Source organism: Bacillus cereus group sp. MYBK95-2 (assembly GCF_051915225.1).
GTDB lineage: Bacteria > Bacillota > Bacilli > Bacillales > Bacillaceae_G > Bacillus_A > Bacillus_A cereus.
In genome coordinates this window covers 126,913-152,896 of record NZ_JBQAEH010000009.1, presented here as the reverse complement: position 1 = coordinate 152,896, position 25,984 = coordinate 126,913, and the positions used below count along the sequence as shown (strand labels likewise).

Below are 25,984 nucleotides of genomic sequence, written 5' to 3'. Positions count from 1 at the left end.
AACTCCTTAGATTTTGCCTACAAGGTCAAGGCTTGGTTTAAGTGTCGCAGAACCCTCTTGCCATTTAGCTGGGCAAACTTCACCTGGGTTGTTACGTACGTATTGAGCAGCTTTAATTTTGTTAACAAGAATGCTTGCGTCACGGCCGATACCGTCAGCATTGATTTCCATAGATTGGATAACGCCGTCTGGATCGATGATGAATGTACCACGAGCAGCAAGACCTTCTTCTTCCATTAAAACGTTGAAGTTTGTAGTGATTGTGCGAGTTGGGTCACCAATCATGATGTACTCGATTTTGCCGATAGTTTCTGAGCTATCATGCCATGCTTTGTGAGTGAAGTGAGTGTCTGTAGATACAGAGTATACTTCAACGCCTAAGTCTTTTAGAGTTGCGTATTGGTTTTGTAAGTCTTCAAGTTCAGTTGGGCAAACGAATGTGAAGTCAGCTGGGTAGAAACAAACTACACTCCATTTTCCTTTTAAACTTTCGTCAGTAACTTGGATAAATTCTCCATTATGGTAAGCATTAGCTTTAAACGGTTTTACTTCTGTGCCGATTAATAACATGTTAAAATTCCTCCTAAATGTTGGTTTTGAGCATCAAAAAATAGTGTGCTCATAAAATATATTTTTTAATTAACTATAATAATTCTAATTCGATATTAATTATCATATAGAAGTGGTTATTTTGTCAAGAGAATAAACCAACTTTATACCAATTTAATTAATATTTATTCTCAATTAAGACTAACAGGGAATGGAAAGGTAATTTTAAGTCTATAAATTTTAGATGAGTAGTTGAAAGTTTAGTGTGTATGTTAGAGATAGTGTGTAAGTTTAATTTCTTAGGAAGGAGATATTTCTTAGAAGTTGTGGTTTTGAAAAGGAACTGCTTACTTCTATTTTACAAAGAATTTTGTGATAAATAAAATAAAATGAATCGGAAATTTTTTGAACAATTTTTGTCATCTCAAATATATAATTAGGAAGTATATTACGATAATAGTTAGAAACATTGACTCAAAGTGCTAACAAGATATAATAAAACCTAGATATACATTTCAAAAAGAAGATCATATATTTTAGGATGAAAGATTTAATCCTATTATTTTTTATAGCTTTTAGAAAACGCTTACAATTAGTGTGGAGGGGAACCCATGTCTAAGTTCATGAAGTATTTTTTAATGGAAGCTAAAGATGTGATTGCATATGTGAAAGAGAAATTATCTAAGTTTGAACATGCAAAGGGGTTACAGTGTAAAGAAATAGGTGATGGCAATTTAAATTATGTGTTCCGCGTTTGGGATGAAAAAGAGAACATGTCTGTCATCGTAAAGCAAGCTGGGGATACAGCTCGCATTTCAGATGAGTTTAAGTTGTCGACGAATCGTATTCGTATAGAATCAGATGTTTTGCAGTTAGAGGATGAGTTAGCACCTGGACTTGTTCCTAAGGTGTATTTATTTGATAGTGTGATGAATTGTTGCGTAATGGAAGATTTATCGGATCACACAATATTACGTACAGCACTTATAAATCATCAAATATTTCCGAGGCTTGCTGACGACTTAACTACTTTTATGGTAAATACACTTTTATTAACATCGGATGTTGTAATGAATCATAAAGAGAAGAAGGAACTTGTGAAGAATTATATAAATCCTGAATTATGTGAGATTACAGAGGACCTCGTATATTCAGAACCATTTACAAATCATAATAAGCGTAATGAGTTATTTCAGTTAAATGAGGGATGGATTAGGGAACATATTTATAGTGATAAAGAGCTTCGTATGGAAGTAGCGAAACGTAAATTTTCTTTTATGACGAATGCACAGGCATTACTTCATGGTGATTTACATACTGGTTCTGTTTTTGTAAGAGATGATTCTACAAAGGTTATTGATCCTGAGTTTGCTTTTTATGGACCTATGGGATATGACGTTGGGAATGTAATGGCGAATTTAATGTTTGCTTGGGTGAATGCAGATGCAACGATGTCACCTGGAGCTAAGAAAGATACGTATATGGATTGGTTACAAACTACGATGGTAGAGGTAATTGATTTATTTAAGCAGAAGTTTTTAGGTGCTTGGGATATTCATGTGACCGAGATTATGGCGAAGGAAGAAGGCTTTAGCGAAGTCTATTTGCAATCTGTATTAGAGGATACAGCTGCAGTGACAGGTCTGGAATTAATTCGCCGTATTGTTGGATTAGCGAAAGTAAAAGATATTACTTGTATTGGGAATGAGGAAGCACGTGCTAGAGCGGAGCGAATTTGTCTTCAAGTAGCGAAGGGTTTTATTTTACGAGCGAATCAATATAGAACGGGCACAAGTTTTGTAGAAACGTTAAAAGAACAGTCAATGCACTACGCGAAGTAAGGGGAGAATATGATGGAAGAGCAATTAATACCAATTCAGTGGAAAGATGATGCTTTAGTTTTGTTAGATCAAACGTTATTACCAAATGAAATTGTCTATGAATCTTTTAAAACAGCTGAAAGTGTGTGGGATGCGATTCAAGTAATGAAAGTACGAGGTGCACCCGCGATTGGTGTTTCAGCTGCTTATGGAGTGTATTTAGGGATAAAGGAATTTGCTGAAAGTACGGAAGAAGGATTTATGGATGAAGTAAGAAAGGTATGTACATACTTGGCGACATCAAGACCGACTGCCGTAAATTTATTTTGGGCACTTGAAAGAATGGAAAGTGTAGCGACAGATAATATTCATTTATCAATCTCACAGCTGAAAAATAGATTACTAGAAGAGGCAAAAGAGATTCATAGAGAAGATGAAGAAATTAACCGTCAAATTGGAGAACATGCATTAACATTATTCCATGATGGAATGGGAGTATTAACACATTGTAATGCTGGTGCGTTAGCGACAACTAAGTATGGTACCGCGACAGCTCCCATGTACTTAGCGAAAGAAAAAGGATGGGACTTAAAAATCTATTCTGATGAAACACGCCCTAGATTACAAGGTTCAACGTTAACAGCATTAGAACTGCAGCGAGCAGGCATTGACGTTACTGTTATTACAGATAATATGGCAGCTATGGTCATGTCACAAGGGAAGATTGATGCGGTAATTGTTGGATGTGACCGTGTAGCAGCGAACGGTGATATAGCAAATAAAATTGGAACATTAGGCGTATCTATTTTAGCGAAATACTACAACATTCCGTTTTATGTAGCAGCGCCAACGCCGACAATCGACTTAAAAACACCGACAGGAAAAGAAATTCCGATTGAAGAAAGAGATGCTTCTGAAGTGATTAATCGCTTCGGAAAATATTCAGCTCCGAAAGAAAGTAAAGTATATAATCCAGCATTTGATGTTACTCCACATGAAAATGTAACAGCGATTATTACAGAAAAAGGGATTGTAAAGGCACCGTTTACGGAGAATTTAAAAAAGCTATTTCAATAAGTAGATAAATGTAAAAGTCAGTCATCATAAGCTTCATACTTAGGGGGATGTATATGTTATTACAAAAAGAAAGAGAAGAAATTGTAGCGTATGGAAAGAAAATGATTTCTAGTGGTTTAACAAAGGGAACGGGCGGTAATATTAGTATCTTTAATCGTGAACAAGGTCTTGTTGCGATTAGCCCAAGTGGTTTAGAGTATTATGAAACAAAGCCTGAAGATGTAGTTATATTAAACCTAGATGGTGAAGTAGTAGAAGGAGAGAGAAAACCATCAAGTGAATTAGATATGCACCTTATTTACTATAGGAAGCGTGAAGATATAAATGCGCTTGTGCATACACACTCTCCTTACGCGAAGACGATTGCATCATTAGGATGGGAGCTTCCTGCTGTATCGTATTTAATTGCTTTCGCAGGACCGAATGTGCGCTGTGCACCGTATGAAACATTTGGTACGAAGCAATTAGCGGAGGCTGCTTTTGAAGGCATGATTGATCGCCGTGCTGTTTTACTTGCAAATCACGGTTTAATTGCTGGTGCAAATAATATAAAAATGGCGTTTACTGTTGCAGAAGAGATTGAGTTTTGTGCTCAAATTTATTATCAAACGAAAAGCATTGGGGAACCAAAGCTATTGCCAGAAGATGAGATGGAGAATTTGGCGAAGAAGTTTGAAGGGTATGGGCAGCAGTAGAATGAAACAAAAACACCCTCAAGAAATCTTGAGGGTGTTTTTTAAGCTTTTTTAAGCAACAAATACATAAAGTAAGGAGCCCCAATTAAAGCAACGACAATACCTGCTGGAATGCCATTAGGATCAACGATATTTCGTCCGATTGTATCTGCTAATAATAATAGCCATCCGCCGATTAAAAGGGCGATAGGCATGAAGATTTGATGTCTTGGACCTACTAAAGATTTCGCGATATGAGGAGCCATTAATCCGATAAAGCTAATTCCTCCTGTTACGGAAACAGCTGCGGCTGCAAGTGCAACGGCTGCAACTAATAAGTACCTGCGTTCTTTTTCAATTTCAATTCCAACGCCAATTGCGACTGGTTCGTTTAATGCTAAAATGTTTAATCGATTTGCTTTATAGAAAACAAACGGAATTAATACGATTAACCATGGGAGCATTGCTAAAACGAAAATCCAGTCATCTCCCCAAATATTTCCGGCAATCCATTTTGAGATAAAGTCCACTTTCATACGATCAGCGGATGAAATAAGGACAATCATCGCTCCAGATAGTGCAAATGCAAAACCGATACCAGTTAATGTTAATCGGATTGGTTGAAGTCCAGTTGATTTACTATATGAAAACACGTAAATTAGAACAGCTGTCAGAAATGCCCCAATAAATCCAACGACAGGTAGTAAGTAAAGAAATGAACCTACGTCTATTGGAAAGTATAAAAAGAAAATAGCAACAGCAACACCAGCCCCAGAGTTAATACCAAGAATACCAGGTTCAGCTAAATCATTTCGGGTAATTCCTTGCAGAATAGCCCCTGATAAAGCAAGAGCCATACCAGCTAATAACGTAATGACAATTCTAGGTAGTCTTAAAGAGTATAAAACAAACTCCTCTTTAAAAGTCCCTTGCCCCATTAATGTTGGGAGTAGTCGATCATAAGATAAAGATGCTGAACCAAGTCCCATTCCAACTACAATGGTTGTGATGATTACTATAAGTAAAGCGAGTATAATGAGACGCTGTTTTCTTAAAATAGATTGCATCATGAGAATGTTTTTCCTCCTTTACGTACAATGAATAGGAAGAATGGTAACCCTACAATCGCGACAATTGCCGCAACTGGTGTTTCGTATGGAGCGTTAATAGTACGTCCGATTGTATCTGCAAGTAGCATAAAGGAAGCTCCAGCAATTGCTGACATCGGTATAACAAATCGGTAATCTGGACCGACAATTGGGCGTACCATGTGAGGTACCATTAAGCCGATGAATGCCATATTTCCAACAAGCGCTACAGATGCACCTGCAAGTAAGATAATAATGATAAATAAAATAGTTTTAATAACAATAATTTTTTGACCTAGTCCAATAGCCACTTCCTCACTGAAACTAAGAACTGTCAATTTTTTTGCTAGTAAGATAGCGATAAAGATACTAATTGAAATGACCGGAATAATAATTTTTAATTGGCTCCAAGTTGTTCCAATTACGCCCCCAGCAGTCCAAAGTGATACATCTTGTGAAATTTTAAAGTAAATGCCGATTCCTTCTGAAATTGCGAGTAGAAATGCTGAAACTGCAGCGCCCGCTAATACAATTCGAAGAGGAGAAAGGCCGCCTTTTTTCACCATACCAATTCCAAATACCATAATTGCGCCAATTGCAGCACCGATAAAGCAAGCTAATGTTAAGTAAAGATAGCTGATGGAAGGGTTGAAAGCAAGTGTCAGTGCAAGCGCAGCATTTGCTCCACCAGATAGCCCTAATAATCCAGGATCCGCAAGTGGATTTCGTGTTAATCCTTGCATAATTGCCCCAGAAACGGCTAATCCAGCTCCTACAAAAATAGCAGCAACTTCACGTGGTAAACGTATTTCTCGAATAATAGATATTTTGTCTCCTTTAGCGGAGGAAGTGAGTGCTAACCATACATCTTTTATCGAAGTATCTGCAGCACCTAATACCATTGCAACCATAAAAATAAGAAAGAATGCAATTAAGCTTAAAATTAGTTTGTATGTAAAAGCTATAGAACGTGGATTGTCATGATCTTTTGTCATTCGTTTCACATCTTTTCTGTTCATAGAATAAAGGAAGAGGAATTCTTAAATTAAGAATTCCTCATGTTTGTATTATTTACCAAGAAAGCTCTTCTTGAAGAAGTCTAGTTGGAAATCTAATGTAAGTGGATCATTGAAATAGAATTCCATCATGTTTGCTTCATATACGCGATTATTTTTTACTGCTGGGATGTTTTTATATGATTCTGTCTCTTGGAATGAGTTATCAGTATCTTTGTTTTTACTTACGATTAAGTAATCACCAGCAAATTCAGGTAATACCTCAGTAGATAATGCGTAGTAACCTTCTTTTAATGCTTTTTCTTTTACTTTTTCAGGCATTTTTAATTTCATTTCTTGGTACAGAATTTCTGTTCCGCGGCCCCAGTTCTCGCCGTATACATAAAGCTGTTTGTTGAAGTTTTCTACAACAGAAACTGTTGCATCTTCACCGATTTTTGCTTTAATTTCTTTACCAGCTTCTTGTGCACGTTTCTTGAAGTCATCAACCCAAGTTTTTGCTTCTTTTTCTTTGTTTAATAACTTACCAATTTCTAAATGCTGTGTTAAGTAATCAACTTTTCCGTAAGTGTATGTTACAGTAGGAGCGATTTTCTTTAACTTATCGACATTTTTAACATTTGATAAACCAATGATTAAATCTGGATTTAGTTCAGCGATTTTTTCAACATTTTCATCTGATACTTCAGCAACATCTTTAAGTTTGCTATCAAAACGTGGGTTTTGTTTAGACCATGAATCTACCCCAACAAGATTTACACCTAATGACATTACGTTACCAGCGAATGATGATAGTACAACAACGCGTTTTGGATTTGCAGGAACTTCTACTTTACCATTTTCAGATTGGTATGTAATTGTTTCTGATTTACTACCTTTTGCATCGTTCTTTTTGTCTGTAGAGCCATTGCTACAAGCACTCATAACAAGAACGAAAAGAACTGTTAGTGAAATAAATAACTTTTTCATCGTCTTTCTCCTTTAACATAGATGATATGTGTATACAATAATTTGTTTAACTGCAATCTTTTTGAAAGAGTAGTGGTAAAGCAAAATGATTTATTAAAAATCTTGAATATGAGATTTTATAATATAGTATTAACCATATTAATAAAAGAAGATGTAATCTCAAATTTGCTAATTATTAACAAAATGATAATGATTATCACTATTGATTCTTTAAATAATATAATTTTATATAGGTGTATTGTCAATAGTAATTTTGATTGTAAATTTTGCGGAAACAGGTTATATTTTATTGAGAATGATAATCAATGATTAATAGCTGAGGAGTGAGCACGAATGAATCGAGAAGAATTGTTTGATGTAACCGTGATAGGCGGAGGACCTGCAGGGCTTTATTCAGCTTTTTATAGTGGACTCAGAGAAATGAAAACAAAAATAATAGAATTTCAACCACATTTAGGTGGAAAAATACATGTGTATCCGGAAAAAATGATTTGGGATGTAGGAGGACTATTGCCAGTTACAGGTGATAAGTTAATTGAACAACTTGTACAGCAAGGGTTAACATTTAAGCCGGAAGTTGTATTAGATACAAAAGTAGAATCGATTATTCGTAATCAAGATGGTACTTTTACATTAAAAACAAGTACTGGCGAAGAACACTTTTCAAAAACAGTTATCGTCGCAACAGGAAGTGGTATATTGAAACCGCAAAAGTTATCTATTGAAGGTGCTGAGCGATTTGAAGTATCGAATTTAAATTATACAGTTAAATCTTTAAAGCGTTTCAAAGGTAAAACAGTTATTATTTCCGGTGGAGGCAATTCTGCTGTTGATTGGGCAAATGAATTGGAACCAATTGCGAAAAAAGTGTATGTAACCTATAGAAAAGAAGAATTATCTGGTCATGAAGCACAAGTAAAACAACTTATGAACAGCTCAGCGGAGTGTTTCTTTAATACATCGATTACAAAATTAATTGCTGGTGATAATCATGAAGCGATCGAATATGTAGAATTAACAAATCATGAAACAGGTGAGGTTTCTCACTTACCTATTGATGAAGTTATTATTAATCATGGATATGAACGCGACATTACATTATTAGAAAATAGTGAGTTAGACGTTGCAATTATAGATAATTATTATATTGCAGGTAATGCAAATAGTGAGTCTTCAGTAGATGGATTATATGCTGCTGGAGATATTTTAAAGCACGAAGGGAAACTACACTTAATTGCAGGTGCATTCCAAGATGCTGGAAATGCTGTGAATAAAGCAAAGCAATTTATCCAACCAGATGCAAGTGAGTACGGAATGGTTTCTTCTCATAATGAAGTATTTAAGAAGAGAAATCGCGAACTGATTAAGCAGATGATAAAATAATAAGGAACAAGTATACCCCCACATACTTCTCTATTCAAATGGATGAGAGATGTACGTGGGGGTTTTCCTGTTTACTATATTTTCAATCATTATAATGACACCGGTTTCATCAGTTCATATGATATGAACATTTTTATTGGTAAAGCATCTTAGAAAACAATTTAGCTATGTTTTGCTTACGCAGAACATGGCTAAATTACGCTGTCCCTTTAGCGTGTTTATTAGGAAATGGCATATTTAGTATAGAAGCAATATATTGTTTTCCATGTTTTCGAGCCAATGATTCTAATATTTGACGGACGCGTTTTGTAAGATGGCCTTGTTTTTTGATGGCTTCACAATATGCGTCATAGAAAGCATATTTAGCCCAAAGGAAATCATCTTGTTGGAATAAGAAATGATTTTTGTACCATTCACCAATTGTATGATAACAATTGTTTTCATGTATTGCTGTGCTTTGAGAAAGAAAACGATCAGATAAAGATACATTCAAATGAGAAATTGTGTTTTCTGTTTCAACTTGTAGTGTTTTTTCTAACATTGTAATGATGTGACGAGTAGCCATATGTTAACTCTCCTTTGTGTAAATGGGTAATACCATTCTATATTTAAAAAATTCTTACTATATAATACTATACAATATATGGAATGCATCTACCTGCTTTTTGAACTGCATTTACAAAATCTTTTTTATTTGTTTACAAAAATAAAGTAAAGTAAGATACAGTATAGATGAAAAAATAATAAAGGAATGAACGCATTGTATATAACAGTAGAAGAGACTGCGGAGTATTTGAATTTACCAAAATCGTATATTGAAGAGTTAATTCAGCAAAAGAAAATTCGTGCGCTATTCGATGGAGAGCAATATTTAGTAAATAAAGAACAATTCAATACGCATTTAGAACAAATGGAGAAATATAAGCAATTAGTGGAAGAAATATTGAACGAACCAATTCCAGAAGATATGGATGTTAAAGACGAAGATTAAACTATGGGAAATCCCTTATGAAGATATGCAGAAATGTATCTTCATAAGGGATTTTTGTTTGAAGATATCAAAAACATAAGGAGTTCTTAGCCTTTCTTCAAATTTTGATAGGTAGTAGTCTACCATGTTAAAAGCATATTTTTTTCTAGCTAGGACAAACATAGAGAACGTAACCTGTACAGATACATATACTATCAGTGCAAAAGCTTATAAATTAATGGAAGGGGTTTTCTCGTGAGTTTATTTCATTGTGATTTTTTGAAAGACTTAATTGGATCTTTTGTGAGAGTAAACAGGGGTGGTCCAGAATCTCAAAAAGGAACAATAATATCAGTATGTCAGGACTACTTCGTATTGAAGAATGAAAAAGGTGAGCTTTATTACTATCAACTTAAACATCTAAAAAGTATTACAAAAAATGCGAAAGAATGTGGATCAAGTGATTGTGAGTGGGAAGATTGCGCCTGTGCAGAAGATTTTGAAGCACTACTTGAAAGTTTCAAATATTGCTGGGTGAAAATTAATCGCGGCGGTCCAGAGAAAGTGGAAGGCATTTTGCAAGATGTTTCTTGTGACTTCGTAACATTAATCGTAAAAGAAGAAATTATATTAATTGCAATAAAGCATATTAAAAGTGTTAACTATAATGCTTTAGCATGCGGAGAGAGCGATGAGAGCGACAATAGTAAGGAAAGTAGCGATAATTCAGGTCGTGCTCGTGCACAAAGACAATCAAGTAGAGGAAGATAATAAGAAAGGGGGATACGAAATTGGAGAATGTATTATGCTGTGACCAAATTAAATGTTTAGTTGGTGAGACTGTAAAAGTAAACCTTCGTGGACCAGAAAGTCGAGTTGGTGAGCTCGTATCGTTAGGAAAAGATTATCTAACGTTACAGTTACCTCATGGTGAATTAGTATATTATCAGTTGAAACATGTGAAGAGTCTAGTGAAGAAAGTGAAAGAAAGTAAATGTGGCGATTGCTATAGTTCATGTTTCTGCTCTGATGAGGATACTTTTTTAGATATATTAAAAGACTTGAAGTATAAGTGGGTAAAAATTAATCGTGGCGGTCCAGAGTGTGTGGAAGGTTTATTAAGTGAGGTACACCATGGCTGTATTACACTAGTAAACGGTGATGAAGTTATTTATGTAATTAAGTCTCATATTAAGAGTGTGAGTCAAGTAGTTAAATGTAAAAAGAATGAAGATGAATAATGTTTAATAAATAAGAGGGGCATTATGAGGGAAAGAGAAGAACAATTTCTTATTTCGATAGTATGAAAAGGAATTACTTACTATTAAAACAGAACTTTGCCCTGATTATTTTTTTAGAAATGGAAGACAGATAAGAAGAAATTCGTAGGAAGGAGGATATAGATGAATGAGTTAAACAAAAGTATTGGAGAAAATATATATGTTAAATTAATCGGTGAAAAAAGATTTAAAGGTGTATTAATTGATGTAGGAAATGATATCGTTGTTCTTTACAATGGACAAGACTACGTATATATATCTTTATATCATGTACAATATTATAAGTTTTTAAGATCAAATGATGAAGAAATCTCAAAACCAGATGTGGATTCTGTAATTAAGAGAGAGTCTCCTTCAATTTCTTTGAGGAAAGTATTAAGTACATCTAAAGGGATTTTTACGGAAATTTATGTAGCCGGAAATGCTCCAATACATGGTTATGTTACAAGTGTGATGAACGATTATATTGTTTTTTATAGTCCAGTTTATAAAACTGTATATATATCTTTAAAACACTTGAAATGGTTAATTCCGTATAAAGAAAATCAAGTGCCTTATGCCCTCAATAAAAATGAACTCCCCGTGAATCCGTTAAATATTACGTTAGCTCGAACGTTTGAAGAACAGCTTATTAAAATGGCTGGGAAAATTATGGTGTTCGATTTAGGTGAGGAGTCCAATAAAATTGGAAAAATGGCGAAAATTGATGAAGGTCATATTGAAATATCAAAAGCACGTGATGCGAAAATGTATGTAAATATTCAACATGTAAAATCTGTCCATTGTCCGTAAGCTAGTTGAAAGGGCTGGCTTTTTCTTTTATATGCAGAAGAAAAGGTCGAGCCTATTTGTTTTAGTTTAATTTGGAGATGAGGGGAAAATGAATTGAATATAAGCATAGTATAGTGTGATTTTTTAAAAGGTAACTTTGCACTAACTTATAAACATTGTGTACGAGCTATCTTATTATATATTCAATTTATTTTTTGAGGAGGAGCTGCTCAACTAATTTATTAAAGGGGTTTTGTTTGTGGAGCAGTTTCCGAATTCGTTATCAATTACATTGCTTGGTAGTGCTGGTGGAGCAGCAAAAGCAGTTTTAGCAATTTTAAATCAAGCGATAGCAAATGAAAAAGATCCAATTTATGAAGTATTAAAGAATGCTAAATTTCATTTGGTGGATATAAAACAAAAAGATAGGAATTATTACGATGAGTTGTTTTCGAATTTGAAAGATCAATTATATTTATATGAAATAAACCTTCAAAATGTAGTGGAATTTAAAAAACATTTAAAAGAAAAAAGAACGAGTGTTGTGATTGATGTTTCAGGGGCAGATACAATTAGAGTATTAAGCTGCTGTAATGAACTAGGAATTTGTTATATTAATTCAGCCTTGGAAAATGAGGCAGTAGATCAGGACGATAGCTTAATCGGTTTTCAGCTTACGGAAAGATATACAAGGTTTGAGAAGGAGAAAGAGAAATTTACAAATACAAAAGCGATTATAGGTTCAGGTATGAATCCAGGTGTTGTTCAATGGATGGTTGTTGAGCTTATGAAGGAACGACCAAATGAAAGGCCAAGAGCATGTTATATTGTAGAACATGACACATCATTTTTGAATGATACAGCACTTATAAAGCCACATACACTTTATGCTTCATGGGCAGTAGAGCGATTTTTAGATGAAGCGATCTGGAGTTATCCGATGTATATGAGTCATCATCGTCCTCTTTACTTTTATGAAGATGTATATTCTTCAGAGTATAAAGTGAAGTTAGGGGAAAAAGAATTCTATGGTTGTTTAATGCCACATGAGGAAGTATTAATTTTAGGGAAAAACTTCAATATGGAAGTTGGTTTTCTTTATCGAATTAATGAGTATACAACAAATATAATTAGACAGAACTTAGATCAAGTAGAAGATTTATGGAACTGGAATCGTAAAGTGTTTAATCCAGCGGAAGAAGAGGTTGCTGGAGAGGACTTGGTCGGTGTGTTACTCGTTTATGAAAATAGTGAGACATATATGTATAATGTGATGAATAGTAGCCAAGTTTTTCGTAAATATAAAACGAATGCAACGTATTTTCAGGTAGGGTGCGGGATTTATGCGGGCTTGTCCAGTTTACTTTTAGATCAATTTAAACAAGGTGCTTATTACGTCGAGGAGTTGTTATTAAATACAGAAAGTAAGTACGGTGAGTATTTAAATTTATATATGAAGGATTTTGTAATGGGGCATAATAATTTTACGGATGGATTGTTACATGACAGGGTAAGATGGATGTAAGTTGTTACCAAAAGGAAGGAGAGATCTCCTTCCTTTCAGTATTATAAGGTTAAATATTGCCCTGAAAGCAATTTCATACTTATACTTTAAGGAGATAACAATGAAAGTTTTTTGTATCGATCAAGGGGAGTTTTTATATGAATAAATACAAGAGCTTGATTTATGAAGAAAGAAGAGCCTTAAAGGTATTTATATTATTATTTTATATTATATTCTTTTTATATGACGCTATATATTATTTTGTATATCCTGCTATGAATATTAGTGGAACAGCGGTAGGTTGGCCAGAAGGTAGTCTTGGGATAGGTGTGCCTATATTTGTAATAGCATTATTTCCTATTTCTATATATCTTCAAAAAAGAGGGTATGTATATTCTGTAAAATATTTATTTTTATTTGGGTACATGTTTATCAATCTTGTGAATAATTTAATGATTTATTTGCGAACGGATAGACCTTTTGAACATGGCAGTATGGTAGAAATGTTATTAATTTTATTTGCCCCAGTTTTCGTGAATAGAAAATACTTTTATTTAGTGTCCTTTAGTGTAATTGGAAAGTACGTATTTTTCACATTGCTATTACAAGATTTAAAAGTGATAATTCCACTTGTTTTATGTGTATTTTATTTCATTATTTCACATTCTTTATTAAAACGATTTCAATCTTATGTAAGAACAGTGGTTGAAATGATGAACAATATGAAAGAGACGGAAAATTTAGCTGTGATTGGGACTATGTCTACAACAATTGCTCATGAAATTCGAAATCCGTTAACAGCGTTAAAAGGGTTTACGCAAATGCAAAAAGAAAGAAATCCAACTGATACGATGAGCTACGACATTATGCTACAAGAAATTGAAAGAGTCAATGGATTTGTTAGTGAATTGATGTTGTTAGGAAAACCAAAGCCAACAAATTATGAAAGGTGTAATATACGAGACATCCTTCTATATGTTGTGCATCTAATGGAAAGTTATGCAACGCAATATAGAGTTAAATGTCATTTACAAGTAGATGGGAATTTACCGGCTATAAACGGTGATGATAAGCAATTAAAACAAGTGTTATTAAATATCATTAAAAATGGAATAGAATCAATGCCAGAGGGTGGAGAAATTCATATCCGTGCATATCAAAAAACGCAAGGACATTTGTGTATTTCTGTTGAAGACCAAGGATTTGGTATAGAGAATGAGAAGTTAGAAAAAATTGGCAAGGCGTTTTACACAACAAAGGAGACTGGTACAGGACTTGGATTAATGATTACATATAAAATTATTAAGGAACATCAAGGGAGTATCACGATCCAAAGTAGTGTAGGAGTAGGAACGAAAGTAGAAATTTTTTTGCCGACCTTTTAATGTATTGGGAGAAAAGATTTTTCAGAAAAGTGTTCTTGTTGTGTAAATATAAACATTTTATAAAATGTTTCAAGAAGGGTTTTTTTTATAAAATACTTCGTTTATAATGGAGGAAAATATCGACATGAGATTGATTGCTCATGTAGCGGTTCAGTAGTGTTATGAAAAGATAAGAAGGGGTGCACACGCATCCTTTTTTCTATGCAGATATTATGAAAGAGGTGGTATGATGGAATTAACATTAAATTCGACTGTATGTTTACACACGATTCAATTTCGAAAAGAGCAAAAGAATTATATTGTAAAAGATACAATTACAGGAGAAAAATATGAAATGCCGCCACTTTGGATTGATGCATTGGCAATGATGCGTGACGGTTTTTTATTGGGGGAAATTGAGGAGAAATTAAAAGAAGAGTATCCATCCGAAGAAGTGAATATGTTAGCATTCACGAGGCAACTGTTAGAACTAGAACTTGTTGAAATGGTAGATGGAGAAGAGATAGCTTGCACAAAGAAGAAAGAGATAGATTGTTTAGCTTGGGTGCGTCCTCGTGTGGAACAATTCTTTCTTAATTTAAATAGAAAATATAGAAGCAAAGACCAGTAGTGGCCTTTGCTTTTTTTATAGGCTATGTTTAAAAAATAACAGCAAATGCTCTTGCGAAAGCACCGTCACTATTTTTAATTTTTAAAGGTGCTGCTGAGAAAAAGAAACGTTTTTCTTCGATAGCATCTAGATTTGTTAAGTTTTCAATTAAGTAAATATCATTCCCTAGTAATATGTGATGAATCGGTGATGTTTCTGTTGTGACTTCATCAGGGGAAATGAAATCTAAACCGATAGATTTTACTTTTAATCGCACTAGTTCTTTAGCTAATTCTTCAGAAAGATAAAATGCTTCCTTCTCATAAGCTTCTGTATTCCATTTTGTGGATAGATTAGAATGAAAAATAACAATATCACCTTCTTTTATGTCAGTATTATGCAATACTGTCTTAGGTAATTTTCGCTCTTGAATATGTGTTACATCTATAAGAACAGCTTCACCTACAAATTGATCCAGCGGTAATTGATCGATGGTCGTTGCGCCTGAAATAAAATGCGCAGGAGCATCACAATGCGTGCCAACATGAACGACAGAATGAAAATCTGTAACTTGATATCCTGATTCTTCAACACTTGTAACAGCTTCTAGTTGTATTTTAGGTGTTCCAGGAAATTGAGACATATTATTTTCAAATGTTTGTGATAAATCAATTACTTTCATTTTACATACCTCCAATATATGTTTTTCAAATAATAAAAAGCTCATCCTTCAGTATCAAGAAAGATGAGCTTTACATGCTAGTTGGGTTTTATCTTCCAAAATGCATTGCATTTTGCAGGAATTAGCACCTATTCAGTTTGTATAAACTGAGGTTGCTGGGCTTCAAAGGGCCGGTCCCTCTGCCTCTCTTGATAAAGAAGTATTCAGTTTTTAAAATCGGAATTTTCCGATAGTTAAATTGTAATTCATTTCCTTTTTGCGTGCAATACAAAATAGGTATTCACCCAAATAAAGCTGCTCGCATATTGTAGCTTATGTAAATAGAATGCTGCGAAGGAGTGAGTGCAGTGACAGGAAATGTATTAAATTATTATGCTGGTGGTAATACAGCTAGGGGATTTCACAATTTATACGAAGAGAATTTAAAAGGATTAGACAGATTATTTATCTTAAAGGGTGGCCCAGGAACGGGAAAATCTTCTTTAATAAAGGCAATAGGTCGTGAATGGATTGAAAAAGGATATGATATTGAATTTTTACATTGTTCTTCTGATAATAAATCGGTTGATGGTGTAATTATCCCAAAATTAAAAGTAGGAATTGTTGATGGGACATCGCCGCATGTTATTGAGCCAAAAATGCCAGGAGTTGTTGAAGAGTATATAAATTTAGGAATTGCTTGGGACTCAGATAAACTAAGAAAGCAGAAGTTAGAAATTGAAAGATTTGTTTCAGAAGCAAGCAAAGCTTTTCAGTCTGCTTACGCACGTTTTAAAGAGGCATTGGTTATACATGATGAGTGGGAGAAGATATATATTGATAATATAGATTTTAATAAAGCAAATGAACTAACCAATCAGCTAATCCAGAAATTATTTGCAGATAAAAGCGGGAGACAATCGCTTGTAAAACATCGTTTTTTAGGAGCTGCTACACCGAAAGGAGCAGTTGATTTTGTTCCTAATTTAACAGAAGGGTTACCACATCGTTATTTTATAAAAGGGCGCCCAGGCTCTGGAAAATCAACGATGCTCAAAAAGTTAGCTAAGGCAGCTGAAGAAAAAGGGTTTGAAGTTGAAGTATATCATTGCGGATTTGACCCGAATAGTCTTGATATGGTTATCGTAAGAGAATTAGGATTTGCAATTTTTGATAGCACCGCACCACATGAATATTTTCCAAGTCGCGAGGGTGATGAAATTATTGATATGTATGCCCTTATTGTTACGCCAGGGACGGATGAGAAATATGCGAAGGAAATTCGTGATGTCTCCATTCAATATAAAGCAAAAATGAATGAGGCGATGTCTTTCTTAGCGAAAGCAAAATCGGTTCGTGATAAATTAGAACGAATTTATATTGCTGCTATGGATTTTTCAATAGTAGATGCATATAAAGAGGAGATTCAAAAAGAGTTTGAACGAATTGCTGCTACTGTAATTGAAAAGCAACAATAGACGTTTCATTAGGCTGTCAGTAATTTCTGACAGTTTTTTTAGTATGTAGTAAAATTAATAGTGTATTGTCGAATTTCCAAGGAAATAATCAAAAAATGGAGATGTTATGAAATGAGAGAGAAAATCGAGTTGGAGTTAGAAAGAATTGAAAAAGAGAATGATGTAAAAATTTTATTTGCGGTGGAATCAGGGAGTCGTGCTTGGGGGTTTCCATCGAAAGATAGCGATTATGATGTTAGGTTTGTTTATATACATCCGGTAGAATGGTATTTATCAATTCATGACAAACGAGATGTAATTGAATATCCAATTAGTGATGATTTAGATATAAGTGGTTGGGATATTAAAAAGGCGTTGCAACTATTCGCGAAGTCGAATCCTGCTTTACTTGAGTGGATTCGATCACCAATTTTTTATTCGAAAAACTCTAATTTTCCAGAACTACTTCAACAGATGAGTGAGAAGAATTTTGATCCAAAAGCAACGATATATCATTATTTACATATGGCGTCGAAAAATTATCGTGAATTTTTGCAAGATGAGAATGTAAAGCTGAAAAAGTACTTTTATGTATTACGTCCCATTTTAGCTTGTAAGTGGCTAGAAGAGAAAACGACTTTACCTCCTGTAGAATTTGATCGATTAATTACAGAATTATCATTAGAACGTAGCGTATTAGATGAAATTGAAAAGTTGTTAATAAAGAAAAAAGCAGGTACTGAATTAGATGTTGGATTGAAAATTAAGGTGCTAAATCAATTTTTAGAAGAACAAATTCATTACTATCAGCAATATGTAAAAGGAATTGAAAAGGGATCAGGAATCGATATTGAGAGTTTAAATACATTGTTTCGAGATATGTTGTTTGAAGCATATGAAAAAGAGCACAAGTAAGTTTGTGCTCTTTTTATTTTGTAGGAATGAAGAAAACAGATATAGCTGCGATAAGACCTGCAAAGGAGAATAAGTAAAAATTCCATGCTAGGTCATATTGCATTGTCATAATAATACCGACGAGAATTGGGCCAGCAATTGCACCAACTCGGCCAAGCCCCAGTCCCCAGCCTAAGGAGGTAGCTCGGATATGTGATGGGAAGTATTGTGTTACATATGCATTTAATATTTGAGTAATACCGACTGATCCAATACCAGCAAGGCCAATTAAAAGATAAATGATTGTAACAGATGGTTTGATTGTTAATAGTCCGATACATATGGCTGCCATAAGATAAGAGATGCTAATAACGATTTTTGCTCCTATACGATCAGCAATTGCTCCAGCGAATAGTGCGCCGATAGCTGCGGTAATATTTAGCATAAGTAGAAATGACAGACTAGACCCAAGAGGATATCCTGCCTGGCGCATCATCTGTGGTAACCAAGTGTTTAAACCATATATTAAAAACATTCCCATTATATAAGTGATCCAAAAAAGTAGCGTTGCTTTTATGTATTCTTTTGAGAATAAAGTAAAAAATCCATTTTTCTTTCGTATAGTAGATGGGTCTTGATGAGTTTTATCTTTTACATGAAATTCAATTTGAAAACGATTAAGAATTTGGTTCACTTCTTCTTGGCGATTACGTGATAATAAAAATTGAATGGACTCGGGTAAATAGCGAATAATGAAAGGAATGAGGAGTAGTGGAATCATTCCGATACCAAACATAATTCTCCATCCGAAATCTTCTAACATAAGCATGGACAAAATAGCACCTAACACGATACCTAAAGGATAGCCAGTAAACATAAGAGCATAAATAAAAGATTGCCTTTTTTTTGGTGAATATTCAACAGTAAGTGCTGAAGCTGTTGGGATAACACCGCCTAATCCGATTCCTCCTATAAATCGAGATAATCCAAATAACTCAGGAGAAGGAGTGATAGCCGCTAAACCCATTGTGATAGAAAAAAGTGCTAAACAGCATATAAGCGTCCATTTACGCCCAATTAGATCTGTAATCGTTCCAACTAGAATAGCCCCAATAAACATCCCAAATAAAGCATAGCTTGCAATTGTACCAGCATGCGCTGGTGATAGCGCCCAGCTTTTGTCTTCTAGGAGCTTTGGTAGAACGGCACCGTAAATACCTAAATCATATCCATCAGCTAAAATGGCTAGCCAACAAATAAAAACAACAAGTTTTGTAATAGAGCTTGGAAAGATAGTTTCTGTAGATTCTAGATGAGGTGGAGCTGAAGGTTGCATAATATTCACCCCTTTTAATTTGTAGATGAATATATTATTTTATTTAATGTTAATATTTTCCTCCTTGTGTCGAATTTTATCTGAAAAGGGTTTATAACAAATAAAGAAGTTCAACAGTAATTTTGTTGAACTTCTTTATTTGTTTACTCATTATCAACTCGTTTTAACGGTTGATCTGCTGGGCCTTCAAGAACGTCTCCCTCAATTGAAAAACGAGAACCATGGCAAGGGCAATCCCAAGTACAATCACCATTATTCCATTCAACTTCACAGCCGAGATGTGTACAAGTTGTATCGACGATATGTAATTTTCCTTCTTTGTCCTTATAAGCACCTGCTCGTTTACCGTTAACATGTACGACAGATCCTTCACCAACTTCGAGATCTTCTGGCTTACGTAATGCGGTTTCAATCTTTCCTGCAATTAAATGTTTCGCAACATCAATGTTTTGGGAGAGGAACGTTTTTATATCTGGATTTGCATGGAAGCGTGATGGTGCATACAGTTCTTTATAGGGACTGTGAACTTTTAGGATGGAGTCCTTCAGTAGGTGAGCGGCAGCAGTTCCAGTTGTCATTCCCCATTTGCGATATCCAGTTGCAACAAATATATTTGGATTTCTTTCGTTAATATGTCCGATATAAGGAAGCTTATCTAGAGTAATTAAATCTTGTGCTGACCATCTATAAGGAACTTCATCTATTCCAAAAGTGGCTTCAGCAAAAGAATAGAGTGCTTCATAATGAAGCATCGTATTTATTCCCTGACCTGTTTTATGACTCTCTCCGCCAATCAAAATTAATTTTTCTCCATTGTTTGTTATATAGCGTAAGGAGCGCTTTGGATCATCAATACTTAAATACATGCCACCTGGATACTCCGTTTTTGCTTTTATTGCAAGAGCGTAGGAGCGTTCTGCGTACATTCGCGTAAAGAAAAAGCTATTCGCATCATAAAAAGGAAAATGTGAACAAGAGACGACATATTCACAAGTGATATGATGGCCCTCTTTTGTAATTATTTGTGAATAATCGCCCTTTTCCACATCCATAGCTGTTGTTTGTTCGTAGACCTTTCCGCCCATCTCCACAAACTTTTCTAAAAGTGTTTTTAAATAAAGAAGGGGATGGAATTGTGCTTGATTTTTCATTACAAGCGCAGATTGTACTGGAATAGGAATCGATAGAGATTGAACATAGTCACAAGGTATATTTAATTTTTGATAAGCTTCATATTCTTTCGATAAATTTCTTAATCCGTTATCAGTAGTTGTATATAAATATGAATCTTCATTTGAGAAATTACAGTCGATTTTATATGTTTGAACAGTTTTATTTATGAATTGTAGAGCCTGATTATTTGATTCATAGTAAAGCCGGGCCTTTTCTACACCGAAATGATTTATTAATTCATCATAAATAAGATCATGTTGTGCTGTTACTTTCGCTGTTGTATGCCCAGTCGTTCCATTTAAAATACGACCAGAATCAATTAAAACAACATCGATGCCTTCTTTTGCAAGTAAATAGGCAGTAGTAATACCTGTAATACCAGCACCGATAATAGCAACTTTCGTCTTTATATTTTCGGATAAACGAGGGAAAGTAGGAAACTGAGTAGATTCAATCCAATAAGATAGCGGCAGTTGTGGAAATGTATCACTTGTCATTGCGGAAACCTCCTGATTTTAGAACAATTTTCCTTTTAATATTTCCATATTATATGAAATTCATGTGTGTTGTTTTAGAAGTAGTCTATTTTTATTAAAAGAGGTTATAAATTATTTTAATATAATTAATTAGGTGGGGCATTATGATGTAGTAGGATTTATATAAAACTAAATTCAAGTGATTCTGTTTGTTGATTACATAGGGAGTTATTGAATGAGATAGAGTCTATGGCGTTTAAGAAAATGTCTATATATAGTGGGTAAATCCTTATGGAATCTATACATTTTCTTTAGTGAAATAAAGTATGATTATAAAAATATAACCACCTTTTATTACTAGGTCATAAAAGGTGTTGACAATATAGAAATTCTATTGTTATGATTCATCATGTGGAAAGGTTGATAGAGAGTAAAAAGAGAAATGTTTTTCATTGATAATAAAAGCGAAAAATAAGTGACGATAGAGTGAGTATATTTTCCTTATAATAGATGCTTTTTGGATCATCTAGTAAAATCAATCTGGAAGCAAGAATTGATATATGTAAGTTGCGCAAGGCGCGGCATAAGAAAGGAGCAAAAGGATGAAGGAGCTTCATACGTTTGGGTGGTATGCAGCACGTGTATCACCACATTTGCCGAAAAAAGCATTTAAACCAGTGCCTACTCGTTTATTTGGTGGATTGGCTTATTTGCTTGTGGCATTGGCGGGGTTAATATCGATTGGTGTATTTGAATTGAATGTGTGGGCGAATCTAGGAATTGCGATTGTTCTTGGATTATGTTTTGCTTCACTAGGATTTTTAGGGCATGAAATTTTACATGGAACTGTTGTAAGAAAGGCATGGCTTCGTGACTTCTTAGGCGCGATCGCATTTATGCCATTATCAACAGGGCCAAAGCTTTGGAGAAAGTGGCATAATGCAACGCATCATGTTCATACACAGCATGAAGAGAATGATCCAGATGCATGGCCGACACTTGAGAAACTTAAGAAGAGTAAGTTTTTGAGTTGGGTATATCGTATGCCTTTACATGTACGTTCATTCTTTAGTTTTTTGTCACTAACAATTCAATTTACATTGCATTCGACTCGAATGTTCTTTCATTTTATAAAAGAGTTCAAGTCATCCAATCAAAAATCTGTATGGCTTCAACTTCTTTTGCCTTGGACAGTTTGGATTAGTTTATTGTTTATTATGGGACCTGGAAAATGGTTATTTGCATATGTCATTCCGTTGTTAATTGCTAACTTTATTGTAATGGCATATATCGCAACAAATCACCGCTTAAATCCAATTGTTCCAGTAAATGATCCGTTAGCAAACTGTTTGTCAGTAACAGTGCCGCGCTGGGTAGACGTTTTACATTTCAATTTCTCATATCATACAGAACATCATCTGTTTCCCGCTATGAGTTCTAAATACTATCCGTTAGTAAAAGAGAAGATTAAAGAAATGTGGCCGGAACGCTATCATGAGATGCCGATGACAAAAGCTTTGGCAGCGCTATGGAATACACCACGTGTGTATTATCAAGGAAGTGAATTAGTGGATCCGCATAGAGAGCATTTCTATGGTTCTTTAGGAAATGGACTAGATCCTCATAATATTTCATATCGTGAGGAACATATAGAAGAAGAAAAGAGTATTAAAAAAGTAAATCAGTAAAAATTAATATATTTTTGCAATGAAAAAGCAAGCCATCTCAGGCTTGCTTTTTCTTATAAAGAAACTTCCTTTTTATTCCTTTTATGGACTTGGACGGAGTTAGTTTCTTTTCGTTGTAGTCGTTTTTCTAAAAGATTAACAAAATAAGTAAATAGAAGAACAAGTATGAGATAGTATGCACCAACGATTATGTAAGTATCTAATTGTTGGAAATTACCTGCTGCAATTGATAAACCTGAACCCCATAATTCGGACATTCCTACATAAGCAACAAGTGAAGAATCTTTTAATCCGATAATAAATTGGTTTCCTAGAGGAGGAAGAGACAGACGAAATGCTTGTGGTAATATAATTCGTCGCATAGCTAAAGGATAAGGCATGCCTAAAGAGCGAGCTGCTTCTAATTGTCCCCGGTCAACGGATTGAATAGATCCACGGAAAATTTCCGTAATATATGCTCCGTTATGAATTGCTAAAGCGATTGCACCTGCCCAAAAAGGGGTGAAAACAACAACGGATGTAATTCCAAAATAGAGAATGGCAATTTGAACGATTAAAGGTGTACCACGAATAATAGCAATATAGATATGAGCAATGCTATTTAAAACTTTATTATTCGAGATTCGAAAGAAAGCAAATAATAATCCAATTAATGAACCGAGTACTAGGGAGGTTAATGTTAATTGTAATGTGACAATAGTAGCCTTTAAGAGTGTGGGATAGGTAGAGATAAAAATTTCAAACATGCGTTTCACCTCATATTGTATAGATTTTAGTAGAGAATGAAGTGCCCCACATCAAATGAATATTTAATCAGTGGGGCACTGTTTATGAATCTTTTGAATGGCTAACTTACTTCGTTTTTTCCTCTTCACCGAGAATATTACGCCCGAACCATTTTTTACTGATCTTTTCATACGTACCATCTTTAATGATTTCATCTAACGCTTTATTTACTTTCTCAACCATTTCTTTATCATCTTTGCGAATAGCAATTCCCATTTCATCAAGATTTAATGGTTTTCCAGCTTCTTTTATATTCGATTTTCCTTCTTTTATCATACGTAGACCAACCATTTGATCTGTAATTACTGCGTCAACACGCCCAGGCTCTAAATCCATAAGAGCAGTAATATCGCTGTCATATTCTGTGATTTGATCTGTATATTTTGCAACAAGATTTTTAAAGGTACTAGCCTTTACAACACCAATTTTCTTAGCTTTTAAATCTTCTGGAGAAGAGATAGCGTTATTCTTTTTAGCTACAAAAATTTGGGCGCCAGAGCGATAGTACGGATTTGAGAAACTAACAGCTTTTAAGCGCTCCTCTGTAATTGCCATACTACCCAGTATTACATCATATTTCTTCGCTTGAAGACCTTGAATCAGCGTTTCCCATGGGTTTGTAACTGGCGTAGCCTTCATGTTCATCTTTTTAGCAAGAGCTTCACCGATTTCTACATCAAAACCGACAAGTTTGCCGTCATTTTCTTTATAGTTAAAAGGTTTGTATAGTCCACTCATCGCATAGCGAAATTCTTTTTCACCATTTGTTGAAGTAGTAGAGCTTTCTTTGCTACAAGCTCCTAGTATGAAAGATGTACATAGTGTAATGCTAGCAACGATGGTTAATAGTTTCCTTTTCATAAAACCCCTCCTATATATTGATCATACGGATGGTTTTTTAGTATGTTATTGAAATATTTTATTTGGATGATTAGTTGTGCACCGTATGAATGTATTCCTTTTGGTTTGAAACAAAAGTTACATTATAAAACGTTGCGTAAAAATTGTTTTGCCCGTTCATGTGATGGAGCTGAAAAAAATTGTGCTGGCGGAGCATCTTCTACAATCTTTCCATCATCCATAAAGATGACGCGATCAGCTACATCTCTTGCGAAATTCATTTCATGAGTAACAATAACCATTGTCATCCCTTCTTCAGCAAGTTCTTTCATAACTTGCAATACTTCTCCAACAAGTTCAGGGTCTAAAGCTGAGGTAGGCTCATCAAATAGCATAATCTTAGGGCTCATTGCAAGAGCTCGTGCAATGGCAATGCGCTGTTTTTGACCACCTGAAAGAAGATGAGGAGTTACATCCGCTTTATCTTGAAGGCCGACTTTTTGGAGAAGTTGAGTTCCAATATCCTTTGCATTTGCTTTCTCTAATTTTTTTACGTGAATAGGTGCTTCTATGATGTTTTCTAGTGAGGTCATATGAGGAAAGAGGTTAAAGTGCTGAAAAACCATGCCGACATTTTCGCGGACTTTATTTAAATTTGAATGCTTTGGATCAATTCGCTCACCTTGTAAGTGAATTTCGCCTTCATCGTACATTTCTAAAAAGTTAAGACAGCGAAGTAATGTACTTTTACCAGAACCACTGGCACCAATTAAAACAACAACCTCTTTTTCTTTTACTTCTAAATCAATTCCTTTTAACACATCAAGTGAACCGAATGATTTTACCAGATTTCGAACTTGAATCATACAAAACCCCCAGTTAAAAATATATTTTACAAATTATTTTACAAATGTTGCCCCTTATTTCTGTTATTAGTCACAAATTGTCAGAATCCTTTATTTTTTTCGTGCAATTTGATATTCAAAGAAATAATATTTTTTAAAATCCCTATATCCTTCTATAATGAAAATATGGATAATAATATATAGGTAGTATTTATATTGCTTATAAAAAGGGGGAAAGGGAAGATGGAAAAAGAAAGAAAAACATTTTCTTTTGGATTACGTACACAACTTATGCTATTCACTACAGTTTTAGCTTTCATTACATATTCAACAAGTATCTTTTTTATTTACGTGATATACGATTATTTTCAAAGTTATGTAAGTCAAACTGTATATAATATTATCGTTATGTTATTAGGGGTAGTATGGTCTGGAATTTTAGCATATGGAGCAGCAGTATTTTTAATTAAACCGCTTCGCAAGTTAGAGGAGGCGGCAAGAAAAGCAGCTGAGGGTGATATTCGTGAAGATGTTCCATTACCGAAGACAGATGATGAAATTAAATCTTTAAGTGTTGCATTTAATATGATGTTAGGAAACTTAAGGGGCATGGTAAAAAATATTGATACAACATTTTCGTATACAAATAATCAAGTACAGCAGATTAGAAAACAAACAGGCGAAGCAACGAGACAAGCGCAAGGTGTATCTGAGACACTTGCAGAGATTTCTTCAGGCGCTGAGCAATCAGCG

The 25,984-nt window shown here is 34.5% G+C and carries 25 protein-coding genes, 1 pseudogene and 1 riboswitch; of the genes and pseudogenes, 15 read left to right on the top strand and 11 right to left on the bottom strand.

All coding sequences use genetic code 11. From position 1 onward, the window contains the following. Positions 1-6: 6 nt before the first annotated feature. Entirely contained in the window at positions 7-570 is a 564-nt protein-coding gene (ahpC, locus tag ACTFN4_RS24585) for an alkyl hydroperoxide reductase subunit C (protein WP_000924420.1), read from the bottom strand. Positions 571-1,160: 590 nt separating this feature from the next. Here ahpC and mtnK point away from each other — a divergent pair. The 3 genes from mtnK to ACTFN4_RS24570 are packed head-to-tail and all read left to right on the top strand — an operon-like array spanning position 1,161 to position 4,141. Further along, the gene (gene mtnK, locus ACTFN4_RS24580; protein ID WP_000033073.1) at positions 1,161-2,390 is read left to right on the top strand and encodes an S-methyl-5-thioribose kinase; all 1,230 of its coding nucleotides are present in this window, start codon (positions 1,161-1,163) and stop codon (positions 2,388-2,390) included. A gap of 9 nt (positions 2,391-2,399) precedes the next feature. After that, positions 2,400-3,446: an S-methyl-5-thioribose-1-phosphate isomerase gene (mtnA, locus tag ACTFN4_RS24575; RefSeq protein ID WP_439962933.1), complete on the top strand. Its 1,047-nt coding sequence runs from the start codon at positions 2,400-2,402 to the stop codon at positions 3,444-3,446. A 53-nt stretch (positions 3,447-3,499) separates the two neighbouring features. Continuing rightward, positions 3,500-4,141 (top strand): L-fuculose-phosphate aldolase, encoded by a 642-nt coding sequence (locus tag ACTFN4_RS24570; RefSeq protein WP_000926557.1) that lies wholly within the window; start codon positions 3,500-3,502, stop codon positions 4,139-4,141. Between the two features lie 41 nt (positions 4,142-4,182). On the opposite strand, the gene ACTFN4_RS24565 is transcribed toward ACTFN4_RS24570, so the two are convergent. The 3 genes from ACTFN4_RS24565 to ACTFN4_RS24555 are packed head-to-tail and all read right to left on the bottom strand — an operon-like array spanning position 4,183 to position 7,193. Further along, the gene (locus ACTFN4_RS24565; RefSeq protein WP_000983752.1) at positions 4,183-5,190 is read right to left on the bottom strand and encodes a FecCD family ABC transporter permease; all 1,008 of its coding nucleotides are present in this window, start codon (positions 5,188-5,190) and stop codon (positions 4,183-4,185) included. Beyond that, the gene (locus tag ACTFN4_RS24560; protein ID WP_002025239.1) at positions 5,187-6,227 is read right to left on the bottom strand and encodes a FecCD family ABC transporter permease; all 1,041 of its coding nucleotides are present in this window, start codon (positions 6,225-6,227) and stop codon (positions 5,187-5,189) included. Before ACTFN4_RS24560 ends, ACTFN4_RS24565 begins: the two co-directional genes overlap by 4 nt. A gap of 48 nt (positions 6,228-6,275) precedes the next feature. After that, positions 6,276-7,193, bottom strand: a complete 918-nt coding sequence (locus ACTFN4_RS24555; protein WP_000732579.1) for an iron-hydroxamate ABC transporter substrate-binding protein — start codon at positions 7,191-7,193, stop codon at positions 6,276-6,278. Between the two features lie 333 nt (positions 7,194-7,526). On the opposite strand from ACTFN4_RS24555, the gene ACTFN4_RS24550 reads away from it, so the two are divergent. Continuing rightward, a complete protein-coding gene (locus ACTFN4_RS24550; RefSeq protein WP_001078267.1) occupies positions 7,527-8,576 on the top strand; it encodes an NAD(P)/FAD-dependent oxidoreductase in 1,050 nt (349 codons plus the stop codon). Between the two features lie 196 nt (positions 8,577-8,772). On the opposite strand, the gene ACTFN4_RS24545 is transcribed toward ACTFN4_RS24550, so the two are convergent. Then, positions 8,773-9,141: a hypothetical protein gene (locus tag ACTFN4_RS24545; protein ID WP_439962932.1), complete on the bottom strand. Its 369-nt coding sequence runs from the start codon at positions 9,139-9,141 to the stop codon at positions 8,773-8,775. Positions 9,142-9,327: 186 nt separating this feature from the next. Here ACTFN4_RS24545 and ACTFN4_RS24540 point away from each other — a divergent pair, with 186 nt between their 5' ends. The 7 genes from ACTFN4_RS24540 (at position 9,328) to ACTFN4_RS24510 (ending at position 15,096) form a co-directional block, all read left to right on the top strand. After that, positions 9,328-9,567: a helix-turn-helix domain-containing protein gene (locus ACTFN4_RS24540; RefSeq protein WP_001998970.1), complete on the top strand. Its 240-nt coding sequence runs from the start codon at positions 9,328-9,330 to the stop codon at positions 9,565-9,567. A 234-nt stretch (positions 9,568-9,801) separates the two neighbouring features. Then, positions 9,802-10,317 carry a spore coat protein B gene (locus ACTFN4_RS24535; RefSeq protein ID WP_000051527.1) on the top strand — a complete coding sequence of 172 codons (516 nt, stop codon included), beginning with the start codon at positions 9,802-9,804 and terminating at the stop codon, positions 10,315-10,317. 20 nt (positions 10,318-10,337) lie between these two features. Beyond that, positions 10,338-10,787, top strand: a complete 450-nt coding sequence (locus ACTFN4_RS24530) for a spore coat protein B (protein ID WP_000432509.1) — start codon at positions 10,338-10,340, stop codon at positions 10,785-10,787. Positions 10,788-10,949: 162 nt separating this feature from the next. After that, positions 10,950-11,618, top strand: a complete 669-nt coding sequence (locus ACTFN4_RS24525) for a hypothetical protein (RefSeq protein WP_001004284.1) — start codon at positions 10,950-10,952, stop codon at positions 11,616-11,618. 238 nt (positions 11,619-11,856) lie between these two features. Continuing rightward, positions 11,857-13,122 (top strand): S-adenosylmethionine decarboxylase related protein, encoded by a 1,266-nt coding sequence (locus ACTFN4_RS24520; RefSeq protein WP_234574329.1) that lies wholly within the window; start codon positions 11,857-11,859, stop codon positions 13,120-13,122. Between the two features lie 137 nt (positions 13,123-13,259). After that, on the top strand, positions 13,260-14,486 hold the full coding sequence (locus ACTFN4_RS24515; RefSeq protein ID WP_001046103.1) for an ATP-binding protein: 1,227 nt from the start codon (positions 13,260-13,262) through the stop codon (positions 14,484-14,486). Positions 14,487-14,715: 229 nt separating this feature from the next. Beyond that, positions 14,716-15,096 (top strand): hypothetical protein, encoded by a 381-nt coding sequence (locus tag ACTFN4_RS24510; protein WP_000424116.1) that lies wholly within the window; start codon positions 14,716-14,718, stop codon positions 15,094-15,096. Between the two features lie 28 nt (positions 15,097-15,124). On the opposite strand, the gene ACTFN4_RS24505 is transcribed toward ACTFN4_RS24510, so the two are convergent. Continuing rightward, positions 15,125-15,757 (bottom strand): cyclase family protein, encoded by a 633-nt coding sequence (locus ACTFN4_RS24505; RefSeq protein ID WP_000862981.1) that lies wholly within the window; start codon positions 15,755-15,757, stop codon positions 15,125-15,127. Positions 15,758-15,842: 85 nt separating this feature from the next. Then, a riboswitch (SAM riboswitch) is annotated at positions 15,843-15,955 on the bottom strand. A 149-nt stretch (positions 15,956-16,104) separates the two neighbouring features. On the opposite strand from ACTFN4_RS24505, the gene ACTFN4_RS24500 reads away from it, so the two are divergent. Both ACTFN4_RS24500 and ACTFN4_RS24495 read left to right on the top strand, forming a co-directional pair. Next, complete coding sequence (locus ACTFN4_RS24500; RefSeq protein WP_000147462.1) at positions 16,105-17,214, top strand: PRK06851 family protein; 1,110 nt, start codon at positions 16,105-16,107, stop codon at positions 17,212-17,214. 111 nt (positions 17,215-17,325) lie between these two features. After that, on the top strand, positions 17,326-18,108 hold the full coding sequence (locus ACTFN4_RS24495; protein WP_439962931.1) for a nucleotidyltransferase domain-containing protein: 783 nt from the start codon (positions 17,326-17,328) through the stop codon (positions 18,106-18,108). Positions 18,109-18,121: 13 nt separating this feature from the next. On the opposite strand, the gene ACTFN4_RS24490 is transcribed toward ACTFN4_RS24495, so the two are convergent. Continuing rightward, a complete protein-coding gene (locus ACTFN4_RS24490) occupies positions 18,122-19,423 on the bottom strand; it encodes an MFS transporter (RefSeq protein WP_001183085.1) in 1,302 nt (433 codons plus the stop codon). Positions 19,424-19,566: 143 nt separating this feature from the next. Then, positions 19,567-21,093, bottom strand: coding sequence for an FAD-dependent oxidoreductase (locus tag ACTFN4_RS24485; RefSeq protein WP_000199986.1), 1,527 nt, complete (start codon positions 21,091-21,093; stop codon positions 19,567-19,569). Positions 21,094-21,674: 581 nt separating this feature from the next. Here ACTFN4_RS24485 and ACTFN4_RS24480 point away from each other — a divergent pair. Further along, complete coding sequence (locus tag ACTFN4_RS24480; protein ID WP_000661226.1) at positions 21,675-22,760, top strand: fatty acid desaturase family protein; 1,086 nt, start codon at positions 21,675-21,677, stop codon at positions 22,758-22,760. A gap of 53 nt (positions 22,761-22,813) precedes the next feature. On the opposite strand, the gene ACTFN4_RS24475 is transcribed toward ACTFN4_RS24480, so the two are convergent. The 3 genes from ACTFN4_RS24475 to ACTFN4_RS24465 all read right to left on the bottom strand — a co-directional run bounded on the left by ACTFN4_RS24475 (position 22,814) and on the right by ACTFN4_RS24465 (position 25,252). Then, positions 22,814-23,506, bottom strand: coding sequence for an amino acid ABC transporter permease (locus ACTFN4_RS24475; RefSeq protein WP_439962929.1), 693 nt, complete (start codon positions 23,504-23,506; stop codon positions 22,814-22,816). A gap of 106 nt (positions 23,507-23,612) precedes the next feature. Continuing rightward, positions 23,613-24,407, bottom strand: a complete 795-nt coding sequence (locus ACTFN4_RS24470; protein WP_063535556.1) for an ABC transporter substrate-binding protein — start codon at positions 24,405-24,407, stop codon at positions 23,613-23,615. A 122-nt stretch (positions 24,408-24,529) separates the two neighbouring features. Beyond that, positions 24,530-25,252 carry an amino acid ABC transporter ATP-binding protein gene (locus ACTFN4_RS24465; RefSeq protein ID WP_000616925.1) on the bottom strand — a complete coding sequence of 241 codons (723 nt, stop codon included), beginning with the start codon at positions 25,250-25,252 and terminating at the stop codon, positions 24,530-24,532. A 222-nt stretch (positions 25,253-25,474) separates the two neighbouring features. On the opposite strand from ACTFN4_RS24465, the pseudogene ACTFN4_RS24460 reads away from it, so the two are divergent. After that, a pseudogene (locus tag ACTFN4_RS24460) lies at positions 25,475-25,825 on the top strand (HAMP domain-containing protein); the annotation flags it as partial. Positions 25,826-25,984: the final 159 nt, after the last annotated feature.